Here is a 24,769-nt window from a genome sequence, read left to right on the forward strand (position 1 = left end):
GGGCTTCAGGCTTCAGAGAGAGCACAGGGCGCGGGGCACAGAGGGCGAGGCGCAAAGTGCGAAGTGCGAAGTGCGAAGTGCAGGAGACGGTAATGCTTGGTCCTGCGCCTTAATCATTTTGCTTACTTGGGATAACGATAGTGGCCGATGACGCGCCATTTGCCGAGGACGTCTTCTTCGAGTGGGGTGCTCATGTTATGGACGACCATGTATTTTCCGCTTGGGCCGCGTTTGTCGGTGACGAGGCCGATGTGGTCGAGGCCGCTATCGAGAATCCAGTAGACGATGTCGCCCGGTCGCCAGTCTTTATTGGTCGGGAGGTTGGCGTTCTTGGCCCGAAAGAAGACAGCCATGTTTTTGACTCGGCGGTGGTCGATATTGGGATCGAGTTTGCCTTTCGGATAGAGGCTCATATGAGTCCGTTTGTGCTCAATGATGAGCTTTTGGAGGTCGATATGGACGCTTCGATAGGATCGAATAATGACGTCGGTGCAGACTCCTTTGGTTCGATCAACGTCGCCGCCGGGGTATTTCATCGACACATAGGAGGGGTCGTAAGTTGTGCCCCAAGTGAGTTGGTTGCGGGCGGACGCGATGAGTTTCTGAGGAATCGTGGCTTGGAGCAGAAGGATAGTAGCGACGATCATTTGTTGGTTCAACGTGGATTTGCCGGGAAATGTCTCGGAAACTTGGGACGGGCGAACATCCGCTTGTCCTAGGACCTGGCCGGATCGGCCCTATTTGTTCTGTATGATTCCCTCGCAAAGCTCGGTGGGGTCGCTTCCGCCTTCGCCGAGGCTATGGCGGACAAGCCGCTCCTCGGACTTTTTCTAATGCGGGACTTTCCTGGGGTGCAGGCACCCCAGGCTAAGCTCTGGGACCCCGCTGGGGTCCTAAATTCGCACTTTGACTAGTCTGAACGACATTCAAACAGGATATAAAATCGGCTGGTTTTCGAACCTAGGTGGGAAGGCTTTGTACCCAAGTCGACTAATGGCGTCCAACTCGCTCAGACCTACGGGCCTAAACAAAATCATTTCCTGTCAATATTACTGAACATTCACTGAACACGGGTTTTGGTTTTTCGTCCATTCGTCCGAAGCGGAGCATACAGATGAAAATCTCTTCTAAAGCAATAACCTTGATTATTGTTTCGGCACTCGGTGTATCGATGGCGTTGGCCCAGGGCGGCCAAGGCGGCGGCGGTCGTGGCCAGCGCGGCGGTGGATTTGGCCAGCGCGGCGGCGGCAATTTCAACTATGAGCTGAACCTCCTCAATCGATCCGACGTTCAGAAAGACCTCGGACTCACCAACGACCAAAAGACGAAGGTCGAAGACTATATCGAAAAGAACCGACCGCAGCGCGGTCAGGGCGGCGGCCAGCGTGGCGCTGGCGGCGGTAACGGTGGCGGCGGAGGCCAGGGCGGCGGTCAACGCGGTCAGGGCGGCCAGGGTGGCGGTCAGCGTGGTCAAGGCGGCCAGATGACCGAAGAAATGATGAAAGCCATGGCCGAGCGACGCGAGAAGACCCGAAAGGATCTTCTTGAGATCATCAGCGACACCCAACTGAAGCGAGTGGACGAAATCCACCTCCAACTTCAGGGCAATCTGGCGATCATGGAGCCGGACGTGCAGAAGGCACTAGGACTTTCGTCTGATCAGACCGATAAAATTAAGGACCTGCAGACCAAGCAAGGCGAGGCAAATCGGGCTTTATTCCAAAAAGTTCGCGATCAGGAGATATCTCGCGAAGATATGCAGGCAGCTTTTCAGAAAAATAACGATACAATGAAAAGTGAACTTGGCAAGATTCTAACGTCCGACCAAGCCGCAAAGCTGAAAGCGATGCAGGGCAAGCCGTTTACGGCGGACGAAGACGGCGGAATCTAGACGACTTCATTAGCTGAACTCCTAAGCAAACACTCCCGGGACCGCCTTCAGTGCGGTCCCTTAATTCTTTTACTGGGAGTATTTTTCGCGTTATTCGGGGAATTCTTCTCCGACCAGCTTTTCGCTGACGGCCCAAAGAGCACGAGCACGATCGGCGTCCAGGGCGTAGCCGCGGACTCCTTCCATCACTGGATTGATGCTTTGGTCATCGGGAACGATTTGGCCAACGTGACAGTTTTCGCAATAGCGTCCGCCGACTTCGTCTACCGAAGCGACGAATCCGGCCCACACGGATGTGGCCGCGCCCTGGGGGATGGTCTTCCATTGGAAGGGCGGCTTGCCTTGCTCGGCCAGTTCACGGTTTAGGTTTTCGAGGAGGGCCGCGACGTTCTCCTGACCCATGTGGCGACCGAGCTCGGTTTGGATGCCTCCGGGGTGGACCGCAGTCGCGCGGATGCCTTTGCTTCGATAGCGTCGGTCGAATTCCACCGCGAAGAGAATATTGGCGGTCTTCGAGCGTCCGTAGGCGGCGAAAGGCTCGTACGGGGTGGATTCGAAGTTTGGATCGTCAAGATTGACGTCGCTAAACCGATGACCCGACGACGCGAGGTTGACCAGCCGACCGCCAGGGCGGAGCAGGGAAGCGATCCGGTTGATAAAGACGAAGTGGCCCAGGTGGTTGGTGCCGAACTGAGTTTCGAAGCCATCGGCGGTGAAGCCGAGCGGAGTGGCCATGACGCCGGCGTTCGCGATGATCACATCGAACGGACGCCCGTCGGCGAGGAGAGCATCGGCACAGGTCCTGACGCTAGAGAGGGAAGCGAGGTCGAGTTCGACGATTTCGAGACTGCCACCCGAGGCGGCTCCGGCTTGGATGTGGGCAGTAGCGGCCCTGGCTTTGTTCAGGTCTCGTGCGGTACCAACAACATTGGCACCGTGGGCGACCAAGGTTCGGGCGGTTTCGACGCCGAGTCCGGCGGAAACCCCGGTAACCAATACACGCTTGCCTTGGAGCTGAATTCCGTCCAAGACTTCATCGGTGGTCGATTTCGCATCAAATTGCTTTGTCATTTCTTTCCTTTTACGGCTGTCCACCCTTGTTATTCAGTAAAATGGAGACAGCCTCCATTTCTGAGAGTATAAACGGAGGATGGCTCCGTTTTCAATACATACGCCATGTCCGACGAAAATTCTTCATCCTCGCCTCGAAAATTGCGGTCCGACGCGCAACGGAATCGGGACCACATTCTGAAAGTCGCGCGGGAGGCCTTCGCTGAGAGAGGCGATTCGGTGACGTTCGACGATATCGTAAAGCTTTCTGGCCTCGGGGTGGGGACTCTGTATCGCCACTTCCGGACCCGCGAGGCGCTGGTTGAGGCGATGTATTTTGGAGAGATCGAAAAGCTGGCGGCGGCAGCAGGGGAGTTGGCGAAGTCGCTTCCGCCAGTGGAGGCTCTGCGGCAATGGATGCTGCTCTTCGTCGATTTACTGGTCACAAAGTATTCGATGCCAAGCTCGGTCAACGCGATTGTGGGGAGCGCTACGGCGCGATATGGCACTTTGAGCGATATGGTTGAAGCGGCGATCGGCGGGCTGGTCGATCGGGGCGTGGCAAGCGGGGAGATTTCGCTGTCGTTTCCGCCATTGGACCTTTTACGAGCGCTGGCAGGCGTGGCGAACTCCGGCGCGGGTGACCAGTGGGTGGAGAATGCCCGGCGAATGGTCGATGTCCTGATCGCTGGTATTCGGACTTAAGCGTTTAGCCTTTGGGCCAGCATACGGTGGAATTGGTGGGTGCCGATTTCCCGTTGAGGCGAGAAGCGTCCTCGTCCATAGAAGCGTGAGCGCAGACCTTTTTGGACAAGTTCGACGACCTGCTCGTCTTCGCGCTCCACGCGGTCGATTTCGGCTCCAGCTCCGACGCCCAACAGCTCCTCTCGCCATACGTAGCGGATGAACGAGACCTTGGTGGTGTCGATGCCCGTAGGGCGGACGACATTGATGCTGAGACCCCACGGGTAAAAGTTGAGCATCAGGTTGGGGAAGATCCAGTAGTAGTACGCCGCGATGCGCCGGCCATGGTCGGGCGAGGATGTGGGGAGGTCGAAGATGCCTTCGCCGCCTTTGGCCTCCGCAAGTTGGAGGTTGCCCCAGGCGAATCGCTCGGTGTGGTAGCTGTCGTACTCAAGGATGTCGTTAAGGGCAGTGTGCACGAAGGGAATGTGGAAGCCTTCGAGGTAGTTGTCGACGTAGAGCGCCCAGTGAGACTTGACGAGGTAGTCGCGGGAGTTAGCCGGATCGTGACGGAACTCGTCGAGCGGGAGCCAGGCGAGGCGTTCGAGGATGGGACCGAAGACTTCTTCAAAGGGCGCGGCGGGTTGAAGCGAGGCGAAGAGGAATCGGCTCCAGGCATGGAAGGGAACTTGGGTCAGATTGTCGGCGTCGGTAGGGAAGTTACAGACGTCTTCAAACTCGGGCATGGATTTGAATTTGCCGTCGAGCCCGAAACGGCGTCCGTGGTAGCGGCACCGAAGAAATCGCTCATTGCCGGGGCCTTCGCAAACCTGCATTCCGCGGTGGGTGCAGACGTTGCTGCAAAGGTGGACTTGATCTTCGGTATCGCGGGTGAAAAGGAGGGGTTCGGGCAAGAAGCCGGGCATGAATTCGAAGGGGTAGACCTGACCAGGAACGCGGATAAGGTCGGTGTCGCCGACGAGTTGCCAACTGTTAGCGAAGTAGGCCTCCTTGCCTCGGTTATAGGCGTCTAGGTCGTGGTAGTAGGCACCGGGGAGAGTCGAAGCATTTCTGATGTCTTCATCAACTTCATAAATGCGGGGCATGCTTCGATTTTAGACGGTAGCGTCGGCTAAGATGGAGAGAATGCTCAAGTACGCGGCTGTTTTCGGCCTAGTTGCCTTTTCATCTTTTGCCGCTGCCGATTCTACGGCGGACTTTCTGTCGGGGACAGGTTATAAGGCCTTTCTGGCGTACGGTGTGGTGCATGCGTTTGGGTCGGAGCACGACGAGGGTGTGCGATCGTTGGACACGCTGTTGTGCTCGGGGCTGGCGGCGGAAGGCTTGAAGCGGTTGACTCGGGTCGAGAGGCCGGACCATACGGACCATGAGTCCTTTCCCAGCGGACATGCGACGGCGGCATTTGCAATTGCGACCTTTGAAGCCGACCACCATCGAAGCGAGGCACCACTTTGGTACCTCGGTGCGGGGCTGATCGCGCAATCCCGCGTAGACCTGCATCGACACCATGAGACGGACGTGCTGGCGGGCGCGGCACTGGGCTTCCTGATGGCGAGGGCCGAGGAGCGCTCGAAGGACGGATTTCTGATTCGTCCAACCCCGACAGGGGCGGTAGCGCTTGGGATTAGCCTAAAGTTCTAAGCTCGGAGATCGAGGCGCTTTCGGAAGCGGATTTCTCGGGAAAGGAACTCGCGCAGGCGGGCGATGAGCGTCGGCTGAGGCTCAGGTACGAGCGTGTGCAGGAGTTCGGGGCACTTGGCGAGCAGGTCGCCGAGGGTTTCCGCAACGTGATCGACCTCGGTGTCGAACTTACCGGCCCAGTTGCAGAGGGTGCAGGTCTCGGCTTCGACACGAGTCAGGCTATTGCAGACTGGACACACCTTTAGGCGCAGAACCAAAGTCTGCATCTGCTCTTCCGTTCGGGTGTCTCTCAATCGTTGAATGTCTTCCATAAGCCTATTCAAATTTTCGGTTTGAGCCTCCATTCTTCCTTACGACTTTCGTGGCGAAAAACCTACAATTTCACGCGAGGATTGCCGGGGCGGCCAGGGATTAGACTGGTCTCGGGCCTCGAAGGACGCCATTTGGGGCCATGGACCCAGGTGGATAGGGTCATACTAGATTCATGGAAGCGAGAGATCGACAGGCCCAGTCTGCGGCCCGCCTTTCCCTGTTCTATAACTGCTTCCAGACCGCGCTGAAGCTATTTGGGGCGGCGCTGACGGGTTCCGTTAGCCTGCTCTCCGAAGGTCTCCATAGTTTGAGCGACATTTTGTCGTCGTTCATCAGCTTTGTGAGCATCCGGGCGGCCTCGGCTCCACCAGACGAAGAGCATCCCTATGGTCATGGGAAGATTGACACGCTGGCAGGCTTGAGCGAAGCGATCGTGCTCTTTCTGTTCTCGGTTTACACGTGCATTTTGTCGACGATGAAGTTCTTCCAGAAGCCGGAAGTGTCGAAGGTCGATGCCGGCGTAGGGATCATCGTGGCGTGTACGTTATTGGGCGGATTGATCTTCAACCGCATCAATCAGGCGAGCAAGGAGTGCGAATCGTTCGCTCTGAAATCGAACGCCCAGCATTTGTTGGTCGATTTGGCGACGTCGATCGGCGTTTTGGTGGCGTTGCTGGTGACCCGGTACACTGGATGGCATTATGCCGACCCGCTGTTTGGCCTCGGTTTGTCGCTGTGGCTCGGATATTCGTCGGTGCGGATGATCCATCGGTCGTTCGACGAGGTTATCGACCGGCGAATCGAGCCGGAGGAATTGTCGACGATCGAGGGAATCTTGAAGTCGGAGCCCGACTTGCTGAGCTACCACAAACTGCGGACTCGGCATTCGGGGAATGTGCACTATATCGATGTTCATTTGGTGGTGCCTCGGACGTGGAGCGTGGTGCAAGGACATGAACTGGCGGACCGGGTAGAGAAGGCGATTGAGAGCGCACTGGACCCGGCGGTTTGTACGGTCCACGTGGACCCCAGCGACGAATAGAACCCAGTAATTCTGCGGGCGTTGGACCTGGTAGGGGTGCGGAATAACTCACCTACCATGATCGAGTGGCTGGTCTACCTTTTGACAGGCGCTTTTGCGGGCTTTGTGTTAGCCTTCGGTATCGCATTGTTCAAAGTTGGGCCCGGAAAGCCTGAGTTCGCATTTGGCAAGGCTTTGTTGGCGTGCCTGGCGGTGGCCTGGGTTGGACCCTTCGGCTATGTCGAGGTCATGACCAAGCTCCACGAGCAGGCGCTTGAGCCGGTGGTGAAGGACTACTTCACTAGCGACGACTGCCCGATCCAGGGCACGATGAAGTACTTCAAGGTGCTGTACGCGACCAATAACACCGCAGTGGTGTATCTGGTGTCGAATGAGCCTCAGGACTGGGGCGGCAACGACTCACCGCTGGTGAAATTGAAGCTGAAGCACAGTCCGACGGCGGCGAACGCCAAGATGGGCGGCTGGGAAGTGACTTCAACGAAGCTGCTCCGCTCGGATCGCCTTCAAAAAGACAGCGTCGTGTGGCCTCCGTATCAGTAAAATGGAGTCTATGACTCCGACGTTGGGGTTTTTCGGCGCAGCGAAAACCGTTACTGGCTCAAAACACCTTCTTTCCCTCGGCAAAGCCAAAGTCCTCATCGACTGCGGAATGTATCAAGGGACCCGCGACCTCAAGGATCGGAACTGGCAGCCTTTTCCGTTTGATCCGTCCGAACTCGATGCGGTGGTTATCACTCACGCTCACCTCGACCATATCGGCATGCTGCCGCGGCTGGTAAAGGACGGTTTCACCGGGCCGATCTATGCGACCGCGCCGACGATCAGTCTTTCGCGAATATCGCTGGCGGACTCTGGCCGACTTCAGGAAGAAGAGGCTCGGTACCACGTGAGGCATGGCCTCCGTCACGACGCTAAGCCCCTGTACGATGAGGACGACGCCTATCGGGCGATGAAGCAGTTCAAGGCGGTGCCGTTCAACACAAGGCACGAGTTACCAGGCGGAGGATCGTGGGTGTATAAGCATGCGGGGCATATTTTGGGCTCGGCCTACGCGGAGATTGCTCTGCCGAACGGCGAACTGCTGCTGATGAGCGGAGACCTGGGTCGGTTCGACACGCCAATCATCAAGGACCCTGAGGTCGTCGATTACACGGATTATCTCGTGATCGAGTCGACTTACGGCGACCGTCTGCACTCCAAGGAGGACCCAATGATCAAGCTAGAAGAGGCGTTGAATTGGGCTTGGCAGAACGGCGGGACGATCTTGATTCCGTCCTTTGCGATTGGGCGCACGCAGGAGATGCTGTTCTACTTCAAGATGCTGCAGGAGCAGGGAAGGATGCCACGCATTCCCATTTACATCGACAGTCCGATGGCGACTTCGGTGACGAAGGTTTACGCCGACGCGAAGGACGACCACGACGACGAAATGAAGGTTTCCATCGCTGAAGGTCAAAGCGAACTGGAGCCGACGGGGCTGAACTACATCCGCGATCGGGAGCAGTCGCAGGCTCTGAACAAGCAGCATGGTCCACAGGTCATCATCGCGGGAAGCGGCATGGCGAACGGCGGGCGCATCAAGCACCACTTGATGCACCGGCTGGGCTTACCGGAGACGATGGTCCTGTTTACCGGCTATCAGGCTCAGGGGACGCTGGGCCGAGAACTGATCGAGCACGCGCCCTCGGTGAGCATTTTTGGGCAGGATGTGATGGTTCGAGCCAAGGTCGATAAGTTGAATGCGCTGTCGGCGCACGCCGACCAGGGCGAGATTATGCACTGGCTGAGCTTCTTCAATACACCCCCGAAGAAGACGTTCATCGTCCACGGCGAGCCTCCGGCGCAGGAAGCGTTGGCAGCGAAAATTCGGGATGAATATGGGTGGGATGTAGTGATTCCGGCGTTCGGCGATCATGCCGAATTAAGCAACTAGGCTTTGTCGGTCCTGCCGAACAGGACGGCAAGACCGACGATGACGAAGAGAGCGGCTCCGCCGATCATCAAAACCCATACGAGGTTGCCACCCACCGGTTCGCCATGAGGCATGGCGAGAATCGTACCGGCCACGATGCCGATACCGAGGACCATGCTGGCCACGCCGTGCCACCTCTTCATACTCATTGGGACGATTCACAGCCTGTCAATAGACCGGTAGTCCTACTAGGTTGACAGATAGTCTCGTTTGGTGCAAACTCATAGTGTTTCTCCCCACGCATGGTTGGGGAGCCTTAGTTGAGGGGCAAAATGAAAAAACTAATCATGACGGCGATGTTCGCCGTGCCTGCCGCGCTCTCGTTGGCGCAACTTTCTTCCGTGGGACCCTTTACCGGTTCAATGAGTGAAGGCTTTGAGTCCTTTACCAATTCCCAAATCGCCGGTCACTACCAAACGATGTCGATCTTTGGTGGCGGTGGCACACTCAACAGCGTTCCGATGAATGCCGAGCACATGTATGTGTACGAGCCAGGTGCTGGCGCGACCTGGGGCCTTGGCGGTCTTGGATCCGCCGGAGTCAATAGCGGCGCGAAGGCCGTTGGCTTTGAGGACATCAGCGCAAACCCGTCGGGCGATCAGAATGGAGAAATCCTCTTCGCCAGCCCAGTTGACTCCTTTGGTGGATACTTCGCCCTCGAAGCGAGCTCTCCTGCCTTCTTGCAGTTCTTTGATTCCGCCGGTATGCAGATCGGTACCGATCAGCAACTGATGTCGGCCACCAACGTCCTGCAGTGGCAAGGTTGGTCATCGACGGTTGGTATTTCGAGGATCGAAATCGTCAGCAGAGACAACTATCTGGCGATGGACGACCTTCAAGCGAATACCAGCACCGTTCCTGAACCGGCTTCGCTGGCCGTGCTTGGCCTGGGCGCGATCGCATTGATCCGACGCCGAAAGTCTGCCTAAGCGGATTTTGAAGCAACAAAGAAGGTCTTGGCGATTCTCGCCAAGACCTTCTTTGTTTTGACGCTTACTCCGAGGTGGTCGGGTCGATGATGGTTCGAACTTCGCTGATCGAGTTCGCCGGGAAGCCGCCTTTGGAGGCGTGCTCACGGACCATTTCTTCGTTGGGGGCAATGTAGACGCAATAGATTTTGTTGTCGGTGACATAGCTCTGAACCCACTGAATGGAGGGTCCCAGCTCGCGAAGGACGGAGCAGGATTTTTGTGAAATTCCTTGGAGATCACCGGCCGAAAGGTTTCCAGCACCGGGGATCTCTCTTTCAATTACAAACTTAGGCATTTTGTACTCATTAAGCCACATGAAGTAGCCAACTATAGTCTCGCGCATTTAGCGGTAACAAGACCAGTGGCCAAATGCCTAAAGGCAGTTATTCGTTCCGCAGAGTTATCCCCATTATTGGAATCTTGAACGAAGGACTTCCATGAACCTGCGTACGGCTGCCGATTGGCTGCTGCCGGCCAAGCGGACAATGTGTAGTTGCCGAGTAAACCGGAATGGGGTTTGTAGCTCGATAACCGCTTTTTCGCGGAACTCGGACTCGAGCGCCAGTGTGGAGACCACGCCGAGCCCCAAGCCCGTCGCGACAGCATGGGTAACCGCCTTCGTGCTCCCCATAACGCAAGAGATGGTCGGATTGAATCCTAACCGATCAAATCCCTCTTCGACAATTCTTCGGGTGCCAGAACCATGTTCGCGCATGATGAATCCATACTGAGCGAGGTCGGATAAGGAGACGGCTCTATTTGCCAACGGGTGTTCCGGCGGTGCGATGACCGATAGCTGGTCTTCGGCGAGAACGGACGTTTCGAACTTGTCAGAATCGACTCTTCCCTCCGTAAATCCGATGTCATATCGACCGTCGAGGACCCCTTGCTGGATCATTTCGGTATTTGAGACTTCAAGCGATATCTTGACCTTTGGATACTGAGTAAGGAATGAGGAGACAGCTTTTGGGAGCAAGTAGTCGCCAATCGTCGTGCTTGCGCCAATCTGAATGCTGCCAGCATCCAGGCCCTGCAAATCGTTTAGAGCAGCTATCGCTTCCCGTTCGAGTTGAAAGATCCGCCGGCCATAGTCGGCCAGGAGTCGGCCAGCTTCGGTTGGCCGAACCCCTTTCGGATATCGATCGAGAAGACGGGTACCAAGGGCGTGTTCGAGATCGGCTATGGCGCGCGAAATTGCCGGTTGGCTGACCGCAGCTCTTTGGGCTCCGCGAGTCACGCTACCTTCTTCGACCACCAAAAAGAACTGATGCAACTGACTGAGATTCACTTATAAGATTTCCTTATGGATTCTATGATTATTATGTCTTTGACTTATGGCTATTAGGGCAACACAATGAAAATATGTTCTTCAACACGGCCAGCGTCAGGGTGGTTTTCTGGGGACTCTGCCTGCTGTGTTTGGTTCCGCTCCTTCCGCTTCCATCGGCTGTCGGATCATTGGTTGCTCCCATCGCCCTTTTGAGCGGGGTGGCCTTGGCCCTGACTGTCGGAAATCCTTATCCATTCGAAGCAAGAAAATGGTCGAAGAACTTGCTTCAGATGAGCGTCGTGATCCTTGGTTTTTCGATGGATGTCGGGAAGGTCGCGAAGGCTGGACAAAGCGGCCTCATTTTTTCGCTTGTTTCCATCACGGGAATTTTCTTGCTTGGGTGGGCGCTTTGCCGAAGGCTGGGTATGCGGTCAGTTACCGGGTTCCTCGTGAGTGCGGGCACGGCGATATGCGGCGGTTCGGCCATTGCGGCTGTCAGTTCCGTGATCGATGCGCCGGAGGAAGACATTTCGGTGGCAGTTGGAACCGTGTTTGTACTCAATGCCCTGGCGCTGCTGGTGTTCCCACCCATCGGCCACTTCTTGGGGCTTTCGCAACGTCAGTTCGGCTTTTGGTCGGGAATTGCGATTCACGACATCGCCAGTGTGGTTGGCGCCGGCGCTTCGTATGGGCCGGTTGCGCTCGACGAGGCGACGGCTGTGAAACTATCCCGCGTCCTCTATCTGGTGCCGGTGATCTTCGTCGCCAAGTGGATTTTTCGCCGACAAGGCAAGACCGGTCAGGCGAAGGGGCAGATTCCCTGGTTTGTCGTTTTCTTCTTGCTGGCGGCTGCGCTGCGCACCTTCATTCCGGCGATCCACGGGTTTGAGTTGGACTTCAAGCGGGTTGCAACGACCGGATTCGCGCTGGCGCTGTTCCTTATTGGAACGGGGCTGCGCCGCGAAACCTTGAGGAGCGTTGGAGTAAAGCCCTTGCTCCTGGGGACCACGCTTTGGCTGACGATCTCAGTTGCCACCCTTCTGATTGTTCGACTAGGCTAAGATGTCGGCGGTAGGACGCCGACATCTTGCGAGCCTTTCCTAGTGGTTGATGCCAACCGCAAGTTTCGCGGTGTATCCGGCGGCGATGCTACCACTCATAGTTGCCATCTGGTAGGTGGTTCCATCGCTAAACACGTTGTCTTGCGCGAAGCTGGTGACGGACGTGTTCTGACCGTGGGCGGCGTACAGGGTGGAGTTGTAGACCGCAGTGGTGATGTCCTGCGGGAAGGCCATCTGCGAGGTCGCCGTGACGTTGGTCTGCGAGAGGGTCGTCAGGTAGACCTGGAAGTGGACGTGAGTAATGCGTCCGGTGTACCAGCCGGGATAGATGGTGGTGAAGGTGACTTTCCCAGTGGCGTCCGTTTTGTAGATGCCACGGCAGAAGGTTTGGCCTTCGTAGCCGTTGTAGCCGGAGTAGTTGCCGTCCTTATCGCAGTGCCAAATGTAGACGTAGGCATCGGGGATCACGGCGCATCCGCCGTTCACGTTGACCAGCGTAAGCTCGATGGTGAGAGGAACGCCGGTTTTGGTTTCGTTGACGGCGGTGCGGATCATCGACGAATTGCTGAGGACGCTGTAGAGCGGATAAGGGCCGTCGGTTTCGGTAGGGATGAGGTGGCACGACGTACTGGTCGAGGTGACGGTCAGGCTGACGCTATTCGTTTTGCCGGACTCGGATTCCGTGACCTGGATGATCGCGTTTCCGCTGGAGAGACCACTGACCAAACCGGTCGAATCGACGGTGGCGACGCTGGTGGAAAGGGAAGTCCACGTGACGTTTCCGCTGGAGACCAGTACTACTGCGCCGTTGGAGTCGAGCGCGGTCATGACCAGTTGGAGCGTGCTGCCAACTTCGACCGATGGGCTGCTCGGAGTGATCGAGAGCGAGCTAACGGTCGAATTCATGGTGATCGACAGGGTCGAGGTGACACCCGAGGTGATGGTCACCGATTTGGAGGCGCTGGCTTGGGCGGTTCCGGTACCATCGGCGTTGGGAAATGCCTCGGCCTTGAGGGTCAGACTTCCGGCGACGAGCCCCGAGAAGGAGACCGTGGTCGAGGATGCGGAACTGGGTCGGGCAACGGTTTGGGTGGCGACGACGACGGAGCCGTTGAGGAAGGAGATCGTGATGCTTTCAGAAGCATCGGGGATGAGACGCGATCGGTCAGGCCAATCGATGGTGAGAGCGGCGGCACCGGCGGCGGATGCCGAATCGGTACCTCCGCCGCACCCGACGACGATGGTCGAGGCGACGATGCCGGCGCTGGCAAGGTACTTGACGGCGTCGCGGCGCGAGAACTGATGGTCGCTGAGGGTCTTTTGATCTTTCATCGAGTCTTCCTGGTTTCGAGTTGGTTGGTTTTGCAGGTGGTGATGAGCGACGCATCCTTGCTCGCGCATCGAGGTTTTCAGTGCCTGTCGGCCGGTGGGGAGGCGCCCGTGATTTCCTCTTCCGACCGATATGGTTCCTTGATGTCCAACGACGTCGAGGAACTGGACTTCATTTCTAGCTTCGTCGGCAAGTATGAAAAATATTTATTTGATTTTTGTTTGGGGCTTTGTTTTTGAACCTAGGCATCGTCTGAAGACCTGGTAGGAACACTAGGGCAAGTGGTCTCGTAGTATGCTATGGATGAATGGCAAAGGGGCCTCGTTGGACGTTGCTTTGCCACTGACTATTAGAGGAATAACGTCATGATTTTAACTCTCGCAATCGCTCTCGCCACTCAGCAAGCTCCGACTCTCTCATGTCCGGTTATGGGCGGCCCCGCTTCGAAGGATTCGGTAGTGACCGAATACAACGGCGTGGCATTCAGCTACTGCTGCGGCGGATGCGACACTAAATTCAAAGAGAATCCGAAGGAGTACATCGCTAAGGCCGCGAAGGACGGCAAGACGATCGGTGTCTCGTACTTTGACCCCGTCAGCATGAAGCCGATCGACATGAAGAAGGCCGAGGGTGGATTCTCGGACTATAAGGGCATTCGATACTACTTTGCTTCGGCCGACGAAAAGGCGACCTTTGACAAGACTCCGGCGAAGTACGGATCGTTGCCGAAGAAAGAAGCGCTGTTCTGCCCGGTTAGCAAGGAAGCAGTTAAGTCGTACGACAAGGCTGGCGGCTATGCGGACTACGAGGGAACTCGCTACTACTTCTGCTGCCCGATGTGCAGCGGCCAGTTTGTGAAAGATCCTGCAAAGTTTGCGGCTAACTCCAAGGGACATATCGCCGACCCGGCGACGATGGATCAAAAGAAATCGGACTAACGGTTAGTCGTTAAGTGCGTTTTTGAAAGGGGGCTATGTTCCTCGGCCCCCTTTATTGCTCTGTGGCACGTTCCTCTTTCTTATTTCTGCGGGCTTTTCCTGCCCGATGATTGCTGTTCGGGTCCTATTCATCAATTGCTTTGGCCCGGGATACTTCGAAAGATGATATCTTAGGACGGTGCGTGCGATTAAGTCTCATTTGCTAGCGTGCTTGCTCTTTGTCACTACCAATGCCTTCGCTTCTGAAAAGCAGGTGTATGACATTGCCTCGTTCGATTCTCCAGTCGCTTGGACCCAACAAAATGGCGAAGGATTTCTCTCGTATTCCAAGACCGAAGGAGAAAATTGGTGTCAAATCGCCATCTATCAACATCGGACAAGCGCCGGAGACATTCAGGCTGATTTCGATAAGGATTGGAAGGACTTAGTCGCGAATTCGAGGAAGATTTCGAACGCGGAAAAGGCAAAGCCGGAGTCAGCAGGTGGCTGGACCGTAATGAGTGGCTCGGGAGTTTGGCAATACAAGGGCTCGAACGTGGCTACGATCCTCACCGTCTACTCAAATAGCAAGATTTGCCTTTCGGTTCTCTGCAATGCCACGACGTTGTCATACTTCAAGGACTACCAAGCGCTCCTTGCCTCGATGACGCTGGATGCGAGCAAAGTTACGTCGACCAACTCACCGGATGTCAAGAGTGCGTCACTTGTCGGGCTGTGGGATGATTACATCACCGAATCTAATGGGACCAGCACCAATGGCTTCCCTCAACTCACGGCGGGGTATTTTCGCCGCGAGTATCTGTTCAAAGCTGACGGAACCTATGTCTTCCGCGCCAAAGATTGGAGCGTCTATACCAAAGATATTTTGTTCCTTTATGAGACTGGCACCTGGAAAATTGGGGGCAACCAACTCACCTTGACCCCAAAGAGCGGCCGGGGACAATGGTGGGGCAAGGCCGCCAGCGGCAGTACCAAGGGATGGGGAAGTTTGGATAAGGCCTCCGAATATAAGCCGCAGACGGTCACCTATTCGTTCGAGTTGAAGTACAGGGATGATGTTAAGGAGATCCATCTTGTCCTCTACAACCCTAAGCGGACGTCGCGAGACCGGGGGACGAGTGGTTCGACTGGCATGAATCGGTGGGACTACCGGTCCCGACCTATCGATCAATCCCTCATCGATAATCCTCCGGGATTCAAGGTTCCGACTGTGTCGACCTCTAGTTCTGAAGGGACTACCGAGGCAAGATTGCGGAGAAGTCTTCGTGTTCTACGCTTGTCGATCATGCTGGCCTGCTCGTTGCCAGCATGATCGACGAACGCAGCGTTAGGCTGCGAGCTTTAGGTGGTTCTTTTCGTCGATGACGAACTTCGTGGCTGCCTCTCGAAGCTCGGCCGATATCGCTTCGAGGTCTTCGGCCGCGGCGGCAAGATGAGTGGTTGAGGCGCGCAGTTCCTCGGCGCAGGCCGACGACTCCTCGCTAATGGCGGCCGAACTGTTGGCCGAGTGCGAAACCGTTCCGGCAATTCCCCGCATTTCTTGAGCGATTTTGTTGCCGTTGGTTGCAACTTGTTGAAGGGCAACCATTTTCTTGCTCGTTGCTTCGGCTTCGGAACTGACGACCAGGATTTGGTCGACGGTTCCGTTAATGCTCTCGACGATGACCGACAAAATGGAGCCCGTTTCCTTGGTGAGTCCTACGCCGGTCACGACTTCGCTTCGCATCTCTTCGACGCAGTGGACGACTTCGTTAACGGAGGATGTCACATCGTTGATAAGGAGACCGATCTCCTTGGCGGCGTCGGATGCTTCCTGCGATAGCTTGCGCACCTCGTCGGCGACGACGGCAAATCCACGTCCATGCTCACCGGCACGTGCGGCTTCGATGGAGGCATTGAGCGAGAGAAGATTTGTCTGAGCCGCGACATCCTCGATGGCTTTGACGATGGAGCCAATCTTATGGCTCTTTTCCTTAAGGTCTTGGACAACGGTCAGCGACTGATCGGCCTGTTTGGAGATACTTTCCATCGCTCCAACCGTTTTCGCGACGGCGGCAGAACCCTGCTTGGCGTTATCCGCCATGTGTCCGGACGTCTGGTTGACCATGTCCAGCGCTTGGTTGGCCGAAGTGAGCGATTCGAGGGATTCCTCAACGGTGTCGAGCTGCTTCATCGAACCGTTTGCAGCCGTTTCGATGCTTTTGTGAAGTTGTTCGAGAGACTGGGCGGTGCTAGTGGTGGCCTCGGCTAGCGACTCGGACCCGCGGGCGATTTCCGTTGAAGTCTGCATCGTCATGTCGACGGCGTTCTTCATGCTCTCGCTGGCCAGGGCTAGCTTTTCGGCTCCCGACGACATCTTGCTGACGGTGTTGCTGAGCCCGGTCCGAGCGGCATCGTATGCGCCGACCATCTCTTCGGTGCGGTCGGCCATGCTGTCGAAGGCGGAGGCAATTTCGTCCCGAGGTCCTTGGGACATGCGAACGGCTTCGATTTGCGGACGGTAGGCCAGGTTTCCGGCCGCCAGGTTGTGTAGAGCCTCTGTGAGTGGACCGATGACGGAGTTTTCGAGTTCTTTGGCCGCATCCTTAACGTCTTCGGCGCGCTTATTGATGCGTGATCCGAGAACCCAAAGCGACACGATTGCGAAGGCGCCCATGGCGAAAACCGCAAAGAGGGAAACCTTGAGGTTTGTTTGACTGCTTTCCGAGGCAATAGCCTTCTCCTTGGCTGCATCACCTTGGATTGTGTTGCTAAGGTCGGCCATCTTGCCTTCGAGGACTTCAAAGGCTTCAAGGAACTTCGGAAGCTCGCCTTTGCCCTTTTCGTAGTCCGAGTAAGCCAAATTCGTAATCTTTCCGGCGCTCGAAACGTACGAGTCGAGGGCAGGCTTTACGTCATCCAGAGCCTTGCGGGTGAGGGGCGTGAGCGGCATCGAGTCGTTTTCCTTAATCATCGACTGGAAATGATCGGAGTGGTCGGCTAGGCCCTCAAGAATCTCCTTTTTGTCCTTTCCGCCCTGAGAAGCATCGTAGAGGGCGGCGATGACGTCGGCGCGCAGCGCGTCGTGCATCATGTCGGCCTCGAGGTGGTTTCGCAGAATCTTCGAACTCTTGATTGCACCTTCGAGCCCTTCCGATACGTGCTGCACGGATCGGATTTGGAACGTCCCAATCAGGAACGAAACGACGAAAGCGAAGACGATCAGAACGGCAAGCTGCTGCTTAATTGAAAAGTGGCGCATTGAAACAATCCCCCCAAAAGTTTTGCGGTCTTAGGGAGTTATCGGCTCTCCAACAATGACGACTGTAGCTCGTTTTATCCTTTTGTCGAAAATCGCTTCATGGTTGGTTTTTGAACCCAATAAAGCAATGAACTAAGGTGCGGAATTTGCTGCCGAAAGGGGTACTTTTGCCTTCTTCAGGAGGTGCTAAGGGAAGTCCGTACCTAGAAGGCGGGGGAGGCGTCTTGATCGCAGGAGGAGGCGGACGATAGAATGAGTCGGGGCCTCGTGACCGGTGCAAAGGCTACGCGATATGGAAACGAAAGGCGATTTGCCGATTCTTGGCTTTACGAATGCCGCCGCCTTTGCTTCGTGGATTTGTGGTCAGCCGTCGACGGCGGGTCTGTGGCTGAAGATTGCCAAGCAAGGGTCGGGAATTGCGAGCGTGACCAAAGCCGAGGCGATTGATATCGCCCTTTGCCACGGCTGGATCGATGGGCAACTCGCCGCCTACGACGATCAATTCTGGCTAATTCGCTTTACGCCACGCCGGGCTCGGAGCAAGTGGTCGGAGATGAATCGCACGCGGGCGATCGAGTTAATCGACCTGGGACGAATGACGGAAGCGGGCTTAGCCGAAGTCGAAGCCGCCAAAGCCGACGGTCGATGGGAGGCCGCCTATGCGCCCGCTAGCCGAGCCACGGTTCCGCCCGACCTGCAGGCGGCTCTCGATGCCAACGAAAAGGCCGCTCAGTTCTTTGCGACTTTGACCGGGGCGAACCGCTATGCCGTGCTGTATCGCATCGGCGTGGTGAAGAAGAGCGAAACTCGGGCGCGGAAGATCGAAAGCATTATCGCCATGCTGGAGCGTGGCGAGACTTTCCACTAACGCCGTGGCATATCAGGACGCAGAAGCGAACAACTAGGTCTCCAGCATATCCTACCAACACAACGCTCGGGCAGAGCGTCGGATACGCGGACCACTTCAATTAACCATGCTCACGAAGTGACTCGTCAATTCAACATTTTTTCATTAATACGTGATAAAGTTCATTGTTGGTATTTGAGGCATTTTGGTGATGAAAAATGTTGAAGAGAATGAGTTATACCGAAAACGATAAAACTGTGTCTCGGGCAGTTGTATCGCTACCAAGTAATAGAGTTGGTGAAGGGAAGCCCAACCCTCAAAAATCGATTGAACAGATATCTGAGGAGGCAAAGACCTTGAATATGTCCTGCACTGTATGCGGCGAAGTGGTCGCGTTGCAGGTTCCTATTGCGTTCGGCCAGCTCTTATGCACCTGCGGAGGCGAACTTGATCCCGTCAGTTGGCCCAAAAAACAAGATGCAAAGATCGAAAATATGGAACTGCGACAATATGAAGCAGTTCCCATAAACCACCTTCTTATGAGGCGGCTGATTGCTTGTTGCTACCGCAAACCGGCGTTCGCACAGGTAGTAATCAACCACTTTAGGCGCGACTGGGATCATGCTCGAAACCAGGAATGGGGAATTGACTGCGAGCTACTAGTCGCCCACGCTTCTCAGGCTATAGTAATGAAAGGACACCGTTCAGTCTGGCCCTATTTTGTGATTTTGGTAGCCAGTCTGACCTTCTTCGTGTCTCCACTAGTCTACGCAATTCTTTGCTTGCCGCTTCTGATACTTGCTGTTTGGATGGCAGCAGGCAATACGTCGAACGAGCAGCACTGGAAGAACTACTGTCGCTCTGATTCGTACGACCCCAGCAAGATTCTCCTAGAGAATAAGGAACGTGTGAACAAACTGCGCTCGTACTGTGATGGGTCCCAGCAAAAGAATCTGCTTTTTTTTGGTGGCTATCATCCATTTGCCTTGCTAGGGGAAGAAGATTCGGGATGGAGTCAAATGGTCGACAGGAGAAAGAGGTCAGATGGTGAGCAATCCCAGGAAGCAGCGGATCTAAATATCGATAGCACTGAGGAAAAGATTGTTCAGAGCATCACCGATGCGCTCGTAACATCTTCGGCTCGAAACGAACATCGACTTGGTAAGTTTGTTGCATCGCGACTGTCCGTCGATGAAATCGTGCTCACTAGTGGTCTGGGATTGAGGCACGAAGCGAGCCAATTTCTCGATAAAGGTTCTCCGAAGCAAGCTCTCTCCGTTGAGGAAGTCGAGCAGACTAAGTCCGAGTCAAACTCCACATCGCGAGTATATAAGAGGGTTTCCTACTATGATCCCGTAAGAGATTTAGGTGTAATGACTTTCTTTCGTTTGGCCCACGTTGGTCCATTTACCTACCTGGAGTCCTCAGGAACAAAGTTGTTGCCCGTAGTTGACAAGTTCTTGGGAATCTACTCGGATGAACCAACATCTCAAGAGTTAGAAGTTGATGGGCGTGGTCCTTCCTGGTGGCAAGCGCTATCAACAAGTCAAAAAGAGAAGGTGGCCGCCCTCATTATTGCCCTGGTCTTTTTTCACTTAGGGTCTGCGTGTGGGGTTGCCTTGGCTGGAGCTATGACGAGTCTTGACTTGAGTCAGCTTTTGAGTCAAGCTGAGACCTCAAAAGAAGACACATTCCTGCCGTTATTAGCAATAGTCGCAATGTCTTGGTTACCGGTCCTCATCCAAGTCTTTGCACACCATGGATTCATGCCAAAAGTGACCGATGAATTCAGCGAGAAAGAGCCGTCGGTATTCGAAATGGTAATGTCGCTTGGCTTAGCTATGATCCACTATGCTCCGGAGGTAAAACGCCTTGAGCTAAGACGAAAAGTGAGAATTCTGAAGACGACCGGTGAGTGGAATTATAGTCCTACAAAGATTGCATTTAGGGTGTGGCAAAGCAGGAAGTATTCTCGAAATGAGTTTGAGGCCACTGATCTCCTCATGCTTCGCAAAGTCAACGATGTAGCAATCCAGGAGGGTTTTAAGGATTGCCTTGAATCGGCAGGTATCGATACGACTTCCTTTGACGAAGGAGCCGCAATCGTGAATAACTTCGGAATAATCAACCAAAGCGGATCAATTAGCGGTGGAGCCATTGTAAGAAATGAGAAGCCAGCGAAAGCAAAGCCCAGCAAGAAAAAGGGTGCAGTAGTACTGGCAGCCCCAACGCCAACTGCAGAGTGAGACAATGAGAGTAAACGAAAATAAAGGTGTCATTAACTATAAAGGAACCATCTCCGGCGGTATCCACGTTCAAAACGTTTCTGCTGAGCATTCTTCAAGTAACGAAGAAGCAATTGACCTAAAGCAATTGGCCGAAGAGATCAAACAACTGAGACGGAGTGCACGTCTTGAGGCCTCAGAAGTAGAACATGACCACGCCGTTGCAGAATTGGCGTCTGCGGAGAAGGCAACAAGAGAAGGGGACGCTCCTACGGCCCTGGGACACTTGAAGAACGCTGGGCAGTGGGCTCTGGAGGTTGCAGAGAAAATCGGAGTTCCCTTAGTTCTGGAGGTGCTGAAGAAGAGTATTTAAAGCTTTTTGAGCGTGCCGCAAATCACCAAAAGTAACAAGTCATAAGAGCGAGCGTGGTAATTGGTTTGCGCATCCGATAGGATACGCTGGAGACTGGTCATGGGGCTCCACGGGTTATGTCGCACATACCCGGTGCAGAATCTAACAGAAGCCAAACGGATGACTACTCGAATTCGCTCGGGTGAACTTTCCCAGCAAAAGTGCGTAAGATAAGGAGCCGGTAACCGTGATCCGCAAGCCGTGAACTGGGAACAAGAGTTCTGTCGACTGCAAACTGCCAACTAGCGACTGGAAGTGGTGGGCGATGAGGGGCTCGAACCCCCAACCCTCTCGGTGTAAACGAGATGCTCTACCATTGAGCTAATCGCCCGGGGAAGTCCGAATGAACCGGACAGCGATTCAAGATACCCAGAAAAAAGCCGAAAATTCCAAGGGGGAGAGTGTCCACTATCGAAAAAAGCATGTACAATTACCGGGTCAGGATGAGAAAACTGCATCTAATTCTGGCGCTAGGGACGGCGCTCAGTACAGTAGCAGCGGCCTCGCAATCCCGAGTCGCTTCCGTTAACTTCACCTTCCGGGAGACTCCCTTGCGCGGCTATCGAGTGGGAGATGAGTTCCTTTTGCCCCTCGAAAACGTGGCCGACCTCGGTTGGACCGCGAGTTCGGCCAATGCCGGCGCGAAGATCGTCGCCGAGAGTCGAACCTTTAACATTCCCACACGGCAGGTCGAGGGCAAAACGTGCATTCCGCTTCGCGCGGCCGTCGATAAGGTCGGCGGAGATTCCAGTTGGAACCCCGGCGGATACGACATCCTTCAAGTTTCCAGTCCCGTCTTTCGCGTTTCGGTCAATAAAGGCGTTCTGAACGTCGACTCGGCCATGGCGGTCAAGACGACAGTTTCGGTGATCGGTAGCAAGAAGGTCGTGATCGACCTTGATGGCGCGAAGTTCACCCGAGAGACCAAGGTGGACGCCGACGGCAGTACCAGCGTGTCGCAGTACGGCCCCAACACGGTGCGCATCGTCCTCAACCTCGATTTCGTTCCGAACCTCCCAAAGGGGCAGGTTTCTAATTCAAGCCAGATCAAGCTTGACCTGAGCCCAGAACCGGTCCGACCCAAGGAAGTCGCGACGCCGAAGCCGGATAAGACGGTGCCGAAACAGGACGACCCGCCCAAGACGGACCAGACGACGCAAAATCAGACCCAAAACCCAACTCAGAATCCGGTTCCGACGGGTCCGATCGATCTTCCCATCGCGATCAATTGGGAGAATGAGACGAACACGTCGATGGCGATCAAGTTTGCGCCCGGCCAATGGGTTGGCACTGCGACCTGTCGTAAGCCGGAAAAGAACATCCTGGAGTTGGAGCTTTCCAACCTCGACGGCGTTTTGCCCAAAGACTTTGAACTGAAGTCCAAGGCGATCAAAGAGATCACGGCCGAAAAGAACGGAACCTCGACGATCCTTCGCCTTCGGCTTGAGCGCGCGATGGGCGCCGACATCACGACCTCGGCGACGGGCGTTGTTTTGAACTTGGTTCGACCCACCAGCACCGGCGGACGCCTGGACGGAAAGGTCATCGTTTTGGACGCCGGGCACGGTGGACGCGACCACGGCGCGACGGCGGCGGGCATCATGGAAAAGAACATCAATCTTTTCCTTTCTCGCTATGTCCGGGACGCTTTGACGGCGGAAGGCGTTACTGTGATCATGACGCGCAACGACGACTCGTTCCCCGAGCTCGAAGCTCGTCCGGCGCTCGCGAACAAGAACAGCGCAGACATCTTCCTTTCGATCCACGTCAACGAGCCGGGAAGGGGCGGCGGCACGACGCCGTCGGGCACCATCACCTTCTATCACAAGGGGAGCGCGATCAGTAAATTCCTCGGCGAATGCATCCAATCCGAAATTGTGAAAAGTAAACTCTTACCAGATATGGGCGTGCGAAGCGACGGGACGATCTACCAGTCAGGCTTCGCGGTCCTGCGGCTTTCGAACATGCCGGGGGTTTTGATCGAAACCGGGTTCATCACGAACCCGAAAGATCGTCAGGTTTTGCAGTCGGAAGCCTTCGGAAAGGCATTGGCTAAATCAGTGGTGGCAGGGCTGAAAACGTACTACGGGCAATGAAGAATCGCAGTTTTCCATGGGCGCTTATCGCGGTGGCCGCGGTGGCCGGAGCCGGTTTTGCCGGCGTGATCAGCTATGTGCGCAACGAGCCTAAAAACTCGTTTGTGACGAACCAGCCGATCGATCAGCCGGGTGAGGTGATCTCCAAACCGCAGACGACGAGCGGGGGCACCACCTCCGGCACGCCTGCTGGGCAGAAGACCACGCACCTATCGCGCGCGGAAGACGTCAACGCGGCGCTGAAGGCGAAGAACTACGGCGAGTTTCGAGTCTTGGCGGTGAACGTTGAGAACGGCAACGCCATCGTGGACATGAACGACAAGCTTTTGGAAGGCATGGGAAGCGAGGCGGAGGCCGACTTTATCGAGACGATGAAGGCGGCGCTGGCCAAGTTTGACGACGTGAAGACGTTCCAAATCCGCATCGACGGCGAAATTCAGAAGTCGCTAAGCCACTTCGAGATGCTCGACCCGGTTCCGGTCCGCTAACTTCTCTTAGCTGAAGAATTCATCTTGACAACGGCAAGGCCGATGCCGAACAGGCTAACGCCCGCCCATAACAAAGCCCAGACGATCGCCGGAATGTGCGTGCTCTGGGCCATTAGTTGCGCATCGGTTGGTACGTCGGTCCTGGCGAGGAGTACGAGGTCGCGTACAGACTTGAGAGCATTCAGGCACTGTTGGACCGCGAAGAACTGAGCCGCGAAGACTAGACTGTCACCTTTGAGGCGACTGGCCAGCACCAGAATGACGACCGGCCAGGCGAGGCCGATGGTCCAACCCACCAGGTCGCCTCGAACCCAGATCACATTGGAGACGAGTACCATTCCGCCTAGTACTTGGAGCCAGATGCGAGCCGCTTTCTCGTTGGTTGCCGACTGGATCATGGCGGCACCAAACAGCGACGAGCCGAGGTAACCGGCCATTTGGATCGCGGGCGTGAGGCCGCCGCGCGTGAAAGTCACGCCCGATCCATCGGTGAAGACCTGGATATGGCTGACTTGCCCGCCGGTCAGGATGGCGGTGAGGGCGTGGAACATCTCGTGCAGGTGCGTGTTCAGGTAGTCGAACGGGAGCAGAAGGAGCCGAACAATGGGGAGGTACGGCAGGACGATCGACAAGGCGATCGCGATGAGGAACGCTCGGGTGACGGGCCGCTCTAGGTTCATACTTGCTGAGGCTCCGGTGCGGGGGGCTCATCGCCTTCGGACTTCTTGGCCCGCTTTTTGGCGATGAAATCCCACAGCCAAGAAATCAGTACGGCGTAGAAGGCACCTACGATCCAGCCCAACAGCACTTGATAGGGAAAATGCATGCCGGTGTAGATTCGGCTGAGGCTGACCAGGAAGGCGAGCAGGAGCCAAGGTATTCCGCCCCAGCGCAGGGCGATGAGCATGCAAATGGCGGCGGCCATCATGTTGGCAGAGTGGGCTGACGCCGTTCCTGCAGTGTGAGCTTCGGGCAGGCGAACCATGATGCCGGTGACGGTCGGATCGTCAAACGGACGGGGAAGCGGGAACCAATGCTTGAAGAGGTTAGTAGTGCCGTCCGAAAGCGGGAAGGCGATCATGCTACAGATGGCACCCTTGCGGGTGTCCTTTCCGGCCGCGATCATCGCGATGAGGACGATGAGCAGGAGAACCTGAACCCACCGCATGTTGATGGCTTGGCTGAAGAACTGCATCGCCGATTCCAAACTTGAGGGCCAGGAATTGATCCAATGGAACACGGCATGATCGAACTGCACAGGCGTAGTGTACATTGAG

27 protein-coding genes, 1 tRNA gene and 1 pseudogene are annotated in these 24,769 nt (G+C 55.6%); 15 read left to right on the top strand and 14 right to left on the bottom strand.

Features of this window, described 5'->3' with window-relative positions:
* Positions 1–122: 122 nt before the first annotated feature.
* From GC165_10765 to GC165_10775, 3 genes and pseudogenes are all read right to left on the bottom strand, one after another.
* The gene (locus GC165_10765) at positions 123–647 is read right to left on the bottom strand and encodes a DUF1287 domain-containing protein (GenBank protein MBI1333348.1); all 525 of its coding nucleotides are present in this window, start codon (positions 645–647) and stop codon (positions 123–125) included.
* Positions 648–1,023: 376 nt separating this feature from the next.
* Positions 1,024–1,257, bottom strand: coding sequence for a hypothetical protein (locus GC165_10770; GenBank protein MBI1333349.1), 234 nt, complete (start codon positions 1,255–1,257; stop codon positions 1,024–1,026).
* Positions 1,258–1,371: 114 nt separating this feature from the next.
* Positions 1,372–1,461 (bottom strand): annotated as a pseudogene (locus GC165_10775) (DUF2497 domain-containing protein).
* A gap of 22 nt (positions 1,462–1,483) precedes the next feature.
* On the opposite strand from GC165_10775, the gene GC165_10780 reads away from it, so the two are divergent.
* Positions 1,484–1,891: a hypothetical protein gene (locus GC165_10780; GenBank protein MBI1333350.1), complete on the top strand. Its 408-nt coding sequence runs from the start codon at positions 1,484–1,486 to the stop codon at positions 1,889–1,891.
* Between the two features lie 90 nt (positions 1,892–1,981).
* Here GC165_10780 and GC165_10785 read toward each other — a convergent pair whose 3' ends face one another.
* Positions 1,982–2,962, bottom strand: a complete 981-nt coding sequence (locus tag GC165_10785; protein MBI1333351.1) for an SDR family NAD(P)-dependent oxidoreductase — start codon at positions 2,960–2,962, stop codon at positions 1,982–1,984.
* A 105-nt stretch (positions 2,963–3,067) separates the two neighbouring features.
* On the opposite strand from GC165_10785, the gene GC165_10790 reads away from it, so the two are divergent.
* Entirely contained in the window at positions 3,068–3,646 is a 579-nt protein-coding gene (locus GC165_10790) for a TetR family transcriptional regulator (protein ID MBI1333352.1), read from the top strand.
* Here the strand turns inward: GC165_10790 and GC165_10795 are convergent.
* Positions 3,643–4,731, bottom strand: a complete 1,089-nt coding sequence (locus GC165_10795) for a Rieske 2Fe-2S domain-containing protein (GenBank protein ID MBI1333353.1) — start codon at positions 4,729–4,731, stop codon at positions 3,643–3,645. The genes GC165_10790 and GC165_10795 overlap by 4 nt on opposite strands.
* Before the next feature lie 31 nt (positions 4,732–4,762).
* Here GC165_10795 and GC165_10800 point away from each other — a divergent pair, with 31 nt between their 5' ends.
* Complete coding sequence (locus GC165_10800) at positions 4,763–5,287, top strand: phosphatase PAP2 family protein (GenBank protein ID MBI1333354.1); 525 nt, start codon at positions 4,763–4,765, stop codon at positions 5,285–5,287.
* Here GC165_10800 and GC165_10805 read toward each other — a convergent pair.
* Positions 5,284–5,598 carry a hypothetical protein gene (locus GC165_10805; protein ID MBI1333355.1) on the bottom strand — a complete coding sequence of 105 codons (315 nt, stop codon included), beginning with the start codon at positions 5,596–5,598 and terminating at the stop codon, positions 5,284–5,286. The two genes, GC165_10800 and GC165_10805, sit on opposite strands and share 4 nt — an antisense overlap.
* 173 nt (positions 5,599–5,771) lie before the next feature.
* Between GC165_10805 and GC165_10810 the strand changes: the two genes are divergently transcribed.
* The 3 genes from GC165_10810 to GC165_10820 are packed head-to-tail and all read left to right on the top strand — an operon-like array spanning position 5,772 to position 8,574.
* Positions 5,772–6,641, top strand: a complete 870-nt coding sequence (locus tag GC165_10810; protein ID MBI1333356.1) for a cation diffusion facilitator family transporter — start codon at positions 5,772–5,774, stop codon at positions 6,639–6,641.
* Positions 6,642–6,698: 57 nt separating this feature from the next.
* On the top strand, positions 6,699–7,181 hold the full coding sequence (locus tag GC165_10815; protein ID MBI1333357.1) for a hypothetical protein: 483 nt from the start codon (positions 6,699–6,701) through the stop codon (positions 7,179–7,181).
* Between the two features lies 1 nt (position 7,182).
* Positions 7,183–8,574, top strand: coding sequence for an MBL fold metallo-hydrolase (locus GC165_10820; protein MBI1333358.1), 1,392 nt, complete (start codon positions 7,183–7,185; stop codon positions 8,572–8,574).
* Here GC165_10820 and GC165_10825 read toward each other — a convergent pair.
* Complete coding sequence (locus GC165_10825) at positions 8,571–8,756, bottom strand: hypothetical protein (GenBank protein MBI1333359.1); 186 nt, start codon at positions 8,754–8,756, stop codon at positions 8,571–8,573. The genes GC165_10820 and GC165_10825 overlap by 4 nt on opposite strands.
* 129 nt (positions 8,757–8,885) lie before the next feature.
* Between GC165_10825 and GC165_10830 the strand changes: the two genes are divergently transcribed.
* Positions 8,886–9,542: a PEP-CTERM sorting domain-containing protein gene (locus tag GC165_10830; GenBank protein ID MBI1333360.1), complete on the top strand. Its 657-nt coding sequence runs from the start codon at positions 8,886–8,888 to the stop codon at positions 9,540–9,542.
* A 64-nt stretch (positions 9,543–9,606) separates the two neighbouring features.
* On the opposite strand, the gene GC165_10835 is transcribed toward GC165_10830, so the two are convergent.
* Positions 9,607–9,879, bottom strand: coding sequence for a DUF4242 domain-containing protein (locus GC165_10835; GenBank protein MBI1333361.1), 273 nt, complete (start codon positions 9,877–9,879; stop codon positions 9,607–9,609).
* A gap of 114 nt (positions 9,880–9,993) precedes the next feature.
* Positions 9,994–10,872, bottom strand: coding sequence for a LysR family transcriptional regulator (locus GC165_10840; protein ID MBI1333362.1), 879 nt, complete (start codon positions 10,870–10,872; stop codon positions 9,994–9,996).
* A gap of 74 nt (positions 10,873–10,946) precedes the next feature.
* Here GC165_10840 and GC165_10845 point away from each other — a divergent pair, with 74 nt between their 5' ends.
* Positions 10,947–11,915: a putative sulfate exporter family transporter gene (locus GC165_10845; protein ID MBI1333363.1), complete on the top strand. Its 969-nt coding sequence runs from the start codon at positions 10,947–10,949 to the stop codon at positions 11,913–11,915.
* A 39-nt stretch (positions 11,916–11,954) separates the two neighbouring features.
* On the opposite strand, the gene GC165_10850 is transcribed toward GC165_10845, so the two are convergent.
* Entirely contained in the window at positions 11,955–13,316 is a 1,362-nt protein-coding gene (locus GC165_10850; GenBank protein ID MBI1333364.1) for a hypothetical protein, read from the bottom strand.
* Positions 13,317–13,610: 294 nt separating this feature from the next.
* Between GC165_10850 and GC165_10855 the strand changes: the two genes are divergently transcribed.
* Together GC165_10855 and GC165_10860 are read left to right on the top strand one after the other, a co-directional pair.
* Positions 13,611–14,183 carry a YHS domain-containing protein gene (locus GC165_10855; protein ID MBI1333365.1) on the top strand — a complete coding sequence of 191 codons (573 nt, stop codon included), beginning with the start codon at positions 13,611–13,613 and terminating at the stop codon, positions 14,181–14,183.
* Positions 14,184–14,361: 178 nt separating this feature from the next.
* Positions 14,362–15,495, top strand: a complete 1,134-nt coding sequence (locus GC165_10860) for a hypothetical protein (GenBank protein ID MBI1333366.1) — start codon at positions 14,362–14,364, stop codon at positions 15,493–15,495.
* 15 nt (positions 15,496–15,510) lie between these two features.
* Here the strand turns inward: GC165_10860 and GC165_10865 are convergent, their stop codons facing one another.
* A complete protein-coding gene (locus GC165_10865) occupies positions 15,511–17,424 on the bottom strand; it encodes a hypothetical protein (protein ID MBI1333367.1) in 1,914 nt (637 codons plus the stop codon).
* Positions 17,425–17,716: 292 nt separating this feature from the next.
* Between GC165_10865 and GC165_10870 the strand changes: the two genes are divergently transcribed.
* The 3 genes from GC165_10870 to GC165_10880 all read left to right on the top strand — a co-directional run bounded on the left by GC165_10870 (position 17,717) and on the right by GC165_10880 (position 20,869).
* Entirely contained in the window at positions 17,717–18,292 is a 576-nt protein-coding gene (locus GC165_10870) for a hypothetical protein (protein ID MBI1333368.1), read from the top strand.
* 209 nt (positions 18,293–18,501) lie between these two features.
* Positions 18,502–20,517 carry a hypothetical protein gene (locus GC165_10875; GenBank protein ID MBI1333369.1) on the top strand — a complete coding sequence of 672 codons (2,016 nt, stop codon included), beginning with the start codon at positions 18,502–18,504 and terminating at the stop codon, positions 20,515–20,517.
* Between the two features lie 4 nt (positions 20,518–20,521).
* Complete coding sequence (locus tag GC165_10880) at positions 20,522–20,869, top strand: hypothetical protein (GenBank protein ID MBI1333370.1); 348 nt, start codon at positions 20,522–20,524, stop codon at positions 20,867–20,869.
* Between the two features lie 295 nt (positions 20,870–21,164).
* Here GC165_10880 and GC165_10885 read toward each other — a convergent pair.
* A tRNA-Val gene (locus tag GC165_10885) sits at positions 21,165–21,239 on the bottom strand.
* A gap of 70 nt (positions 21,240–21,309) precedes the next feature.
* Here GC165_10885 and GC165_10890 point away from each other — a divergent pair.
* Both GC165_10890 and GC165_10895 read left to right on the top strand, forming a co-directional pair.
* Positions 21,310–23,004 (top strand): hypothetical protein, encoded by a 1,695-nt coding sequence (locus GC165_10890; GenBank protein ID MBI1333371.1) that lies wholly within the window; start codon positions 21,310–21,312, stop codon positions 23,002–23,004.
* Positions 23,001–23,492: a hypothetical protein gene (locus GC165_10895; protein ID MBI1333372.1), complete on the top strand. Its 492-nt coding sequence runs from the start codon at positions 23,001–23,003 to the stop codon at positions 23,490–23,492. The genes GC165_10890 and GC165_10895 overlap by 4 nt, the downstream gene beginning before the upstream one ends.
* Here GC165_10895 and GC165_10900 read toward each other — a convergent pair.
* Positions 23,489–24,172 carry a hypothetical protein gene (locus GC165_10900; GenBank protein MBI1333373.1) on the bottom strand — a complete coding sequence of 228 codons (684 nt, stop codon included), beginning with the start codon at positions 24,170–24,172 and terminating at the stop codon, positions 23,489–23,491. The two genes, GC165_10895 and GC165_10900, sit on opposite strands and share 4 nt — an antisense overlap.
* Positions 24,169–24,765 carry a phosphatase PAP2 family protein gene (locus tag GC165_10905; protein MBI1333374.1) on the bottom strand — a complete coding sequence of 199 codons (597 nt, stop codon included), beginning with the start codon at positions 24,763–24,765 and terminating at the stop codon, positions 24,169–24,171. The genes GC165_10900 and GC165_10905 overlap by 4 nt, the downstream gene beginning before the upstream one ends.
* Positions 24,766–24,769 lie beyond the last annotated feature (4 nt).

This window comes from Armatimonadota bacterium (assembly GCA_016125185.1).
GTDB lineage: Bacteria > Armatimonadota > Fimbriimonadia > Fimbriimonadales > Fimbriimonadaceae > Fimbriimonas.

What these genes read in the sequence shown, in the direction of transcription:
- GC165_10765 (MBI1333348.1), bottom strand. Translation starts at nt 647, where the DNA reads ATGATCGTCGCTACTATCCTTCTGCTCCAAGCCACGATTCCTCAGAAA.
- GC165_10780 (MBI1333350.1), top strand. Translation starts at nt 1,484, where the DNA reads ATGACCGAAGAAATGATGAAAGCCATGGCCGAGCGACGCGAGAAGACC.
- GC165_10785 (MBI1333351.1), bottom strand. Translation starts at nt 2,962, where the DNA reads ATGACAAAGCAATTTGATGCGAAATCGACCACCGATGAAGTCTTGGAC.
- GC165_10790 (MBI1333352.1), top strand. Translation starts at nt 3,068, where the DNA reads ATGTCCGACGAAAATTCTTCATCCTCGCCTCGAAAATTGCGGTCCGAC.
- GC165_10795 (MBI1333353.1), bottom strand. Translation starts at nt 4,731, where the DNA reads ATGCCCCGCATTTATGAAGTTGATGAAGACATCAGAAATGCTTCGACT.
- GC165_10800 (MBI1333354.1), top strand. Translation starts at nt 4,763, where the DNA reads ATGGAGAGAATGCTCAAGTACGCGGCTGTTTTCGGCCTAGTTGCCTTT.
- GC165_10805 (MBI1333355.1), bottom strand. Translation starts at nt 5,598, where the DNA reads ATGGAAGACATTCAACGATTGAGAGACACCCGAACGGAAGAGCAGATG.
- GC165_10810 (MBI1333356.1), top strand. Translation starts at nt 5,772, where the DNA reads ATGGAAGCGAGAGATCGACAGGCCCAGTCTGCGGCCCGCCTTTCCCTG.
- GC165_10815 (MBI1333357.1), top strand. Translation starts at nt 6,699, where the DNA reads ATGATCGAGTGGCTGGTCTACCTTTTGACAGGCGCTTTTGCGGGCTTT.
- GC165_10820 (MBI1333358.1), top strand. Translation starts at nt 7,183, where the DNA reads ATGGAGTCTATGACTCCGACGTTGGGGTTTTTCGGCGCAGCGAAAACC.
- GC165_10825 (MBI1333359.1), bottom strand. Translation starts at nt 8,756, where the DNA reads ATGAAGAGGTGGCACGGCGTGGCCAGCATGGTCCTCGGTATCGGCATC.
- GC165_10830 (MBI1333360.1), top strand. Translation starts at nt 8,886, where the DNA reads ATGAAAAAACTAATCATGACGGCGATGTTCGCCGTGCCTGCCGCGCTC.
- GC165_10835 (MBI1333361.1), bottom strand. Translation starts at nt 9,879, where the DNA reads ATGCCTAAGTTTGTAATTGAAAGAGAGATCCCCGGTGCTGGAAACCTT.
- GC165_10845 (MBI1333363.1), top strand. Translation starts at nt 10,947, where the DNA reads ATGTTCTTCAACACGGCCAGCGTCAGGGTGGTTTTCTGGGGACTCTGC.
- GC165_10850 (MBI1333364.1), bottom strand. Translation starts at nt 13,316, where the DNA reads ATGCGCGAGCAAGGATGCGTCGCTCATCACCACCTGCAAAACCAACCA.
- GC165_10855 (MBI1333365.1), top strand. Translation starts at nt 13,611, where the DNA reads ATGATTTTAACTCTCGCAATCGCTCTCGCCACTCAGCAAGCTCCGACT.
- GC165_10865 (MBI1333367.1), bottom strand. Translation starts at nt 17,424, where the DNA reads ATGCGCCACTTTTCAATTAAGCAGCAGCTTGCCGTTCTGATCGTCTTC.
- GC165_10870 (MBI1333368.1), top strand. Translation starts at nt 17,717, where the DNA reads ATGGAAACGAAAGGCGATTTGCCGATTCTTGGCTTTACGAATGCCGCC.
- GC165_10875 (MBI1333369.1), top strand. Translation starts at nt 18,502, where the DNA reads ATGAGTTATACCGAAAACGATAAAACTGTGTCTCGGGCAGTTGTATCG.
- GC165_10880 (MBI1333370.1), top strand. Translation starts at nt 20,522, where the DNA reads ATGAGAGTAAACGAAAATAAAGGTGTCATTAACTATAAAGGAACCATC.
- GC165_10895 (MBI1333372.1), top strand. Translation starts at nt 23,001, where the DNA reads ATGAAGAATCGCAGTTTTCCATGGGCGCTTATCGCGGTGGCCGCGGTG.
- GC165_10900 (MBI1333373.1), bottom strand. Translation starts at nt 24,172, where the DNA reads ATGAACCTAGAGCGGCCCGTCACCCGAGCGTTCCTCATCGCGATCGCC.
- GC165_10905 (MBI1333374.1), bottom strand. Translation starts at nt 24,765, where the DNA reads ATGTACACTACGCCTGTGCAGTTCGATCATGCCGTGTTCCATTGGATC.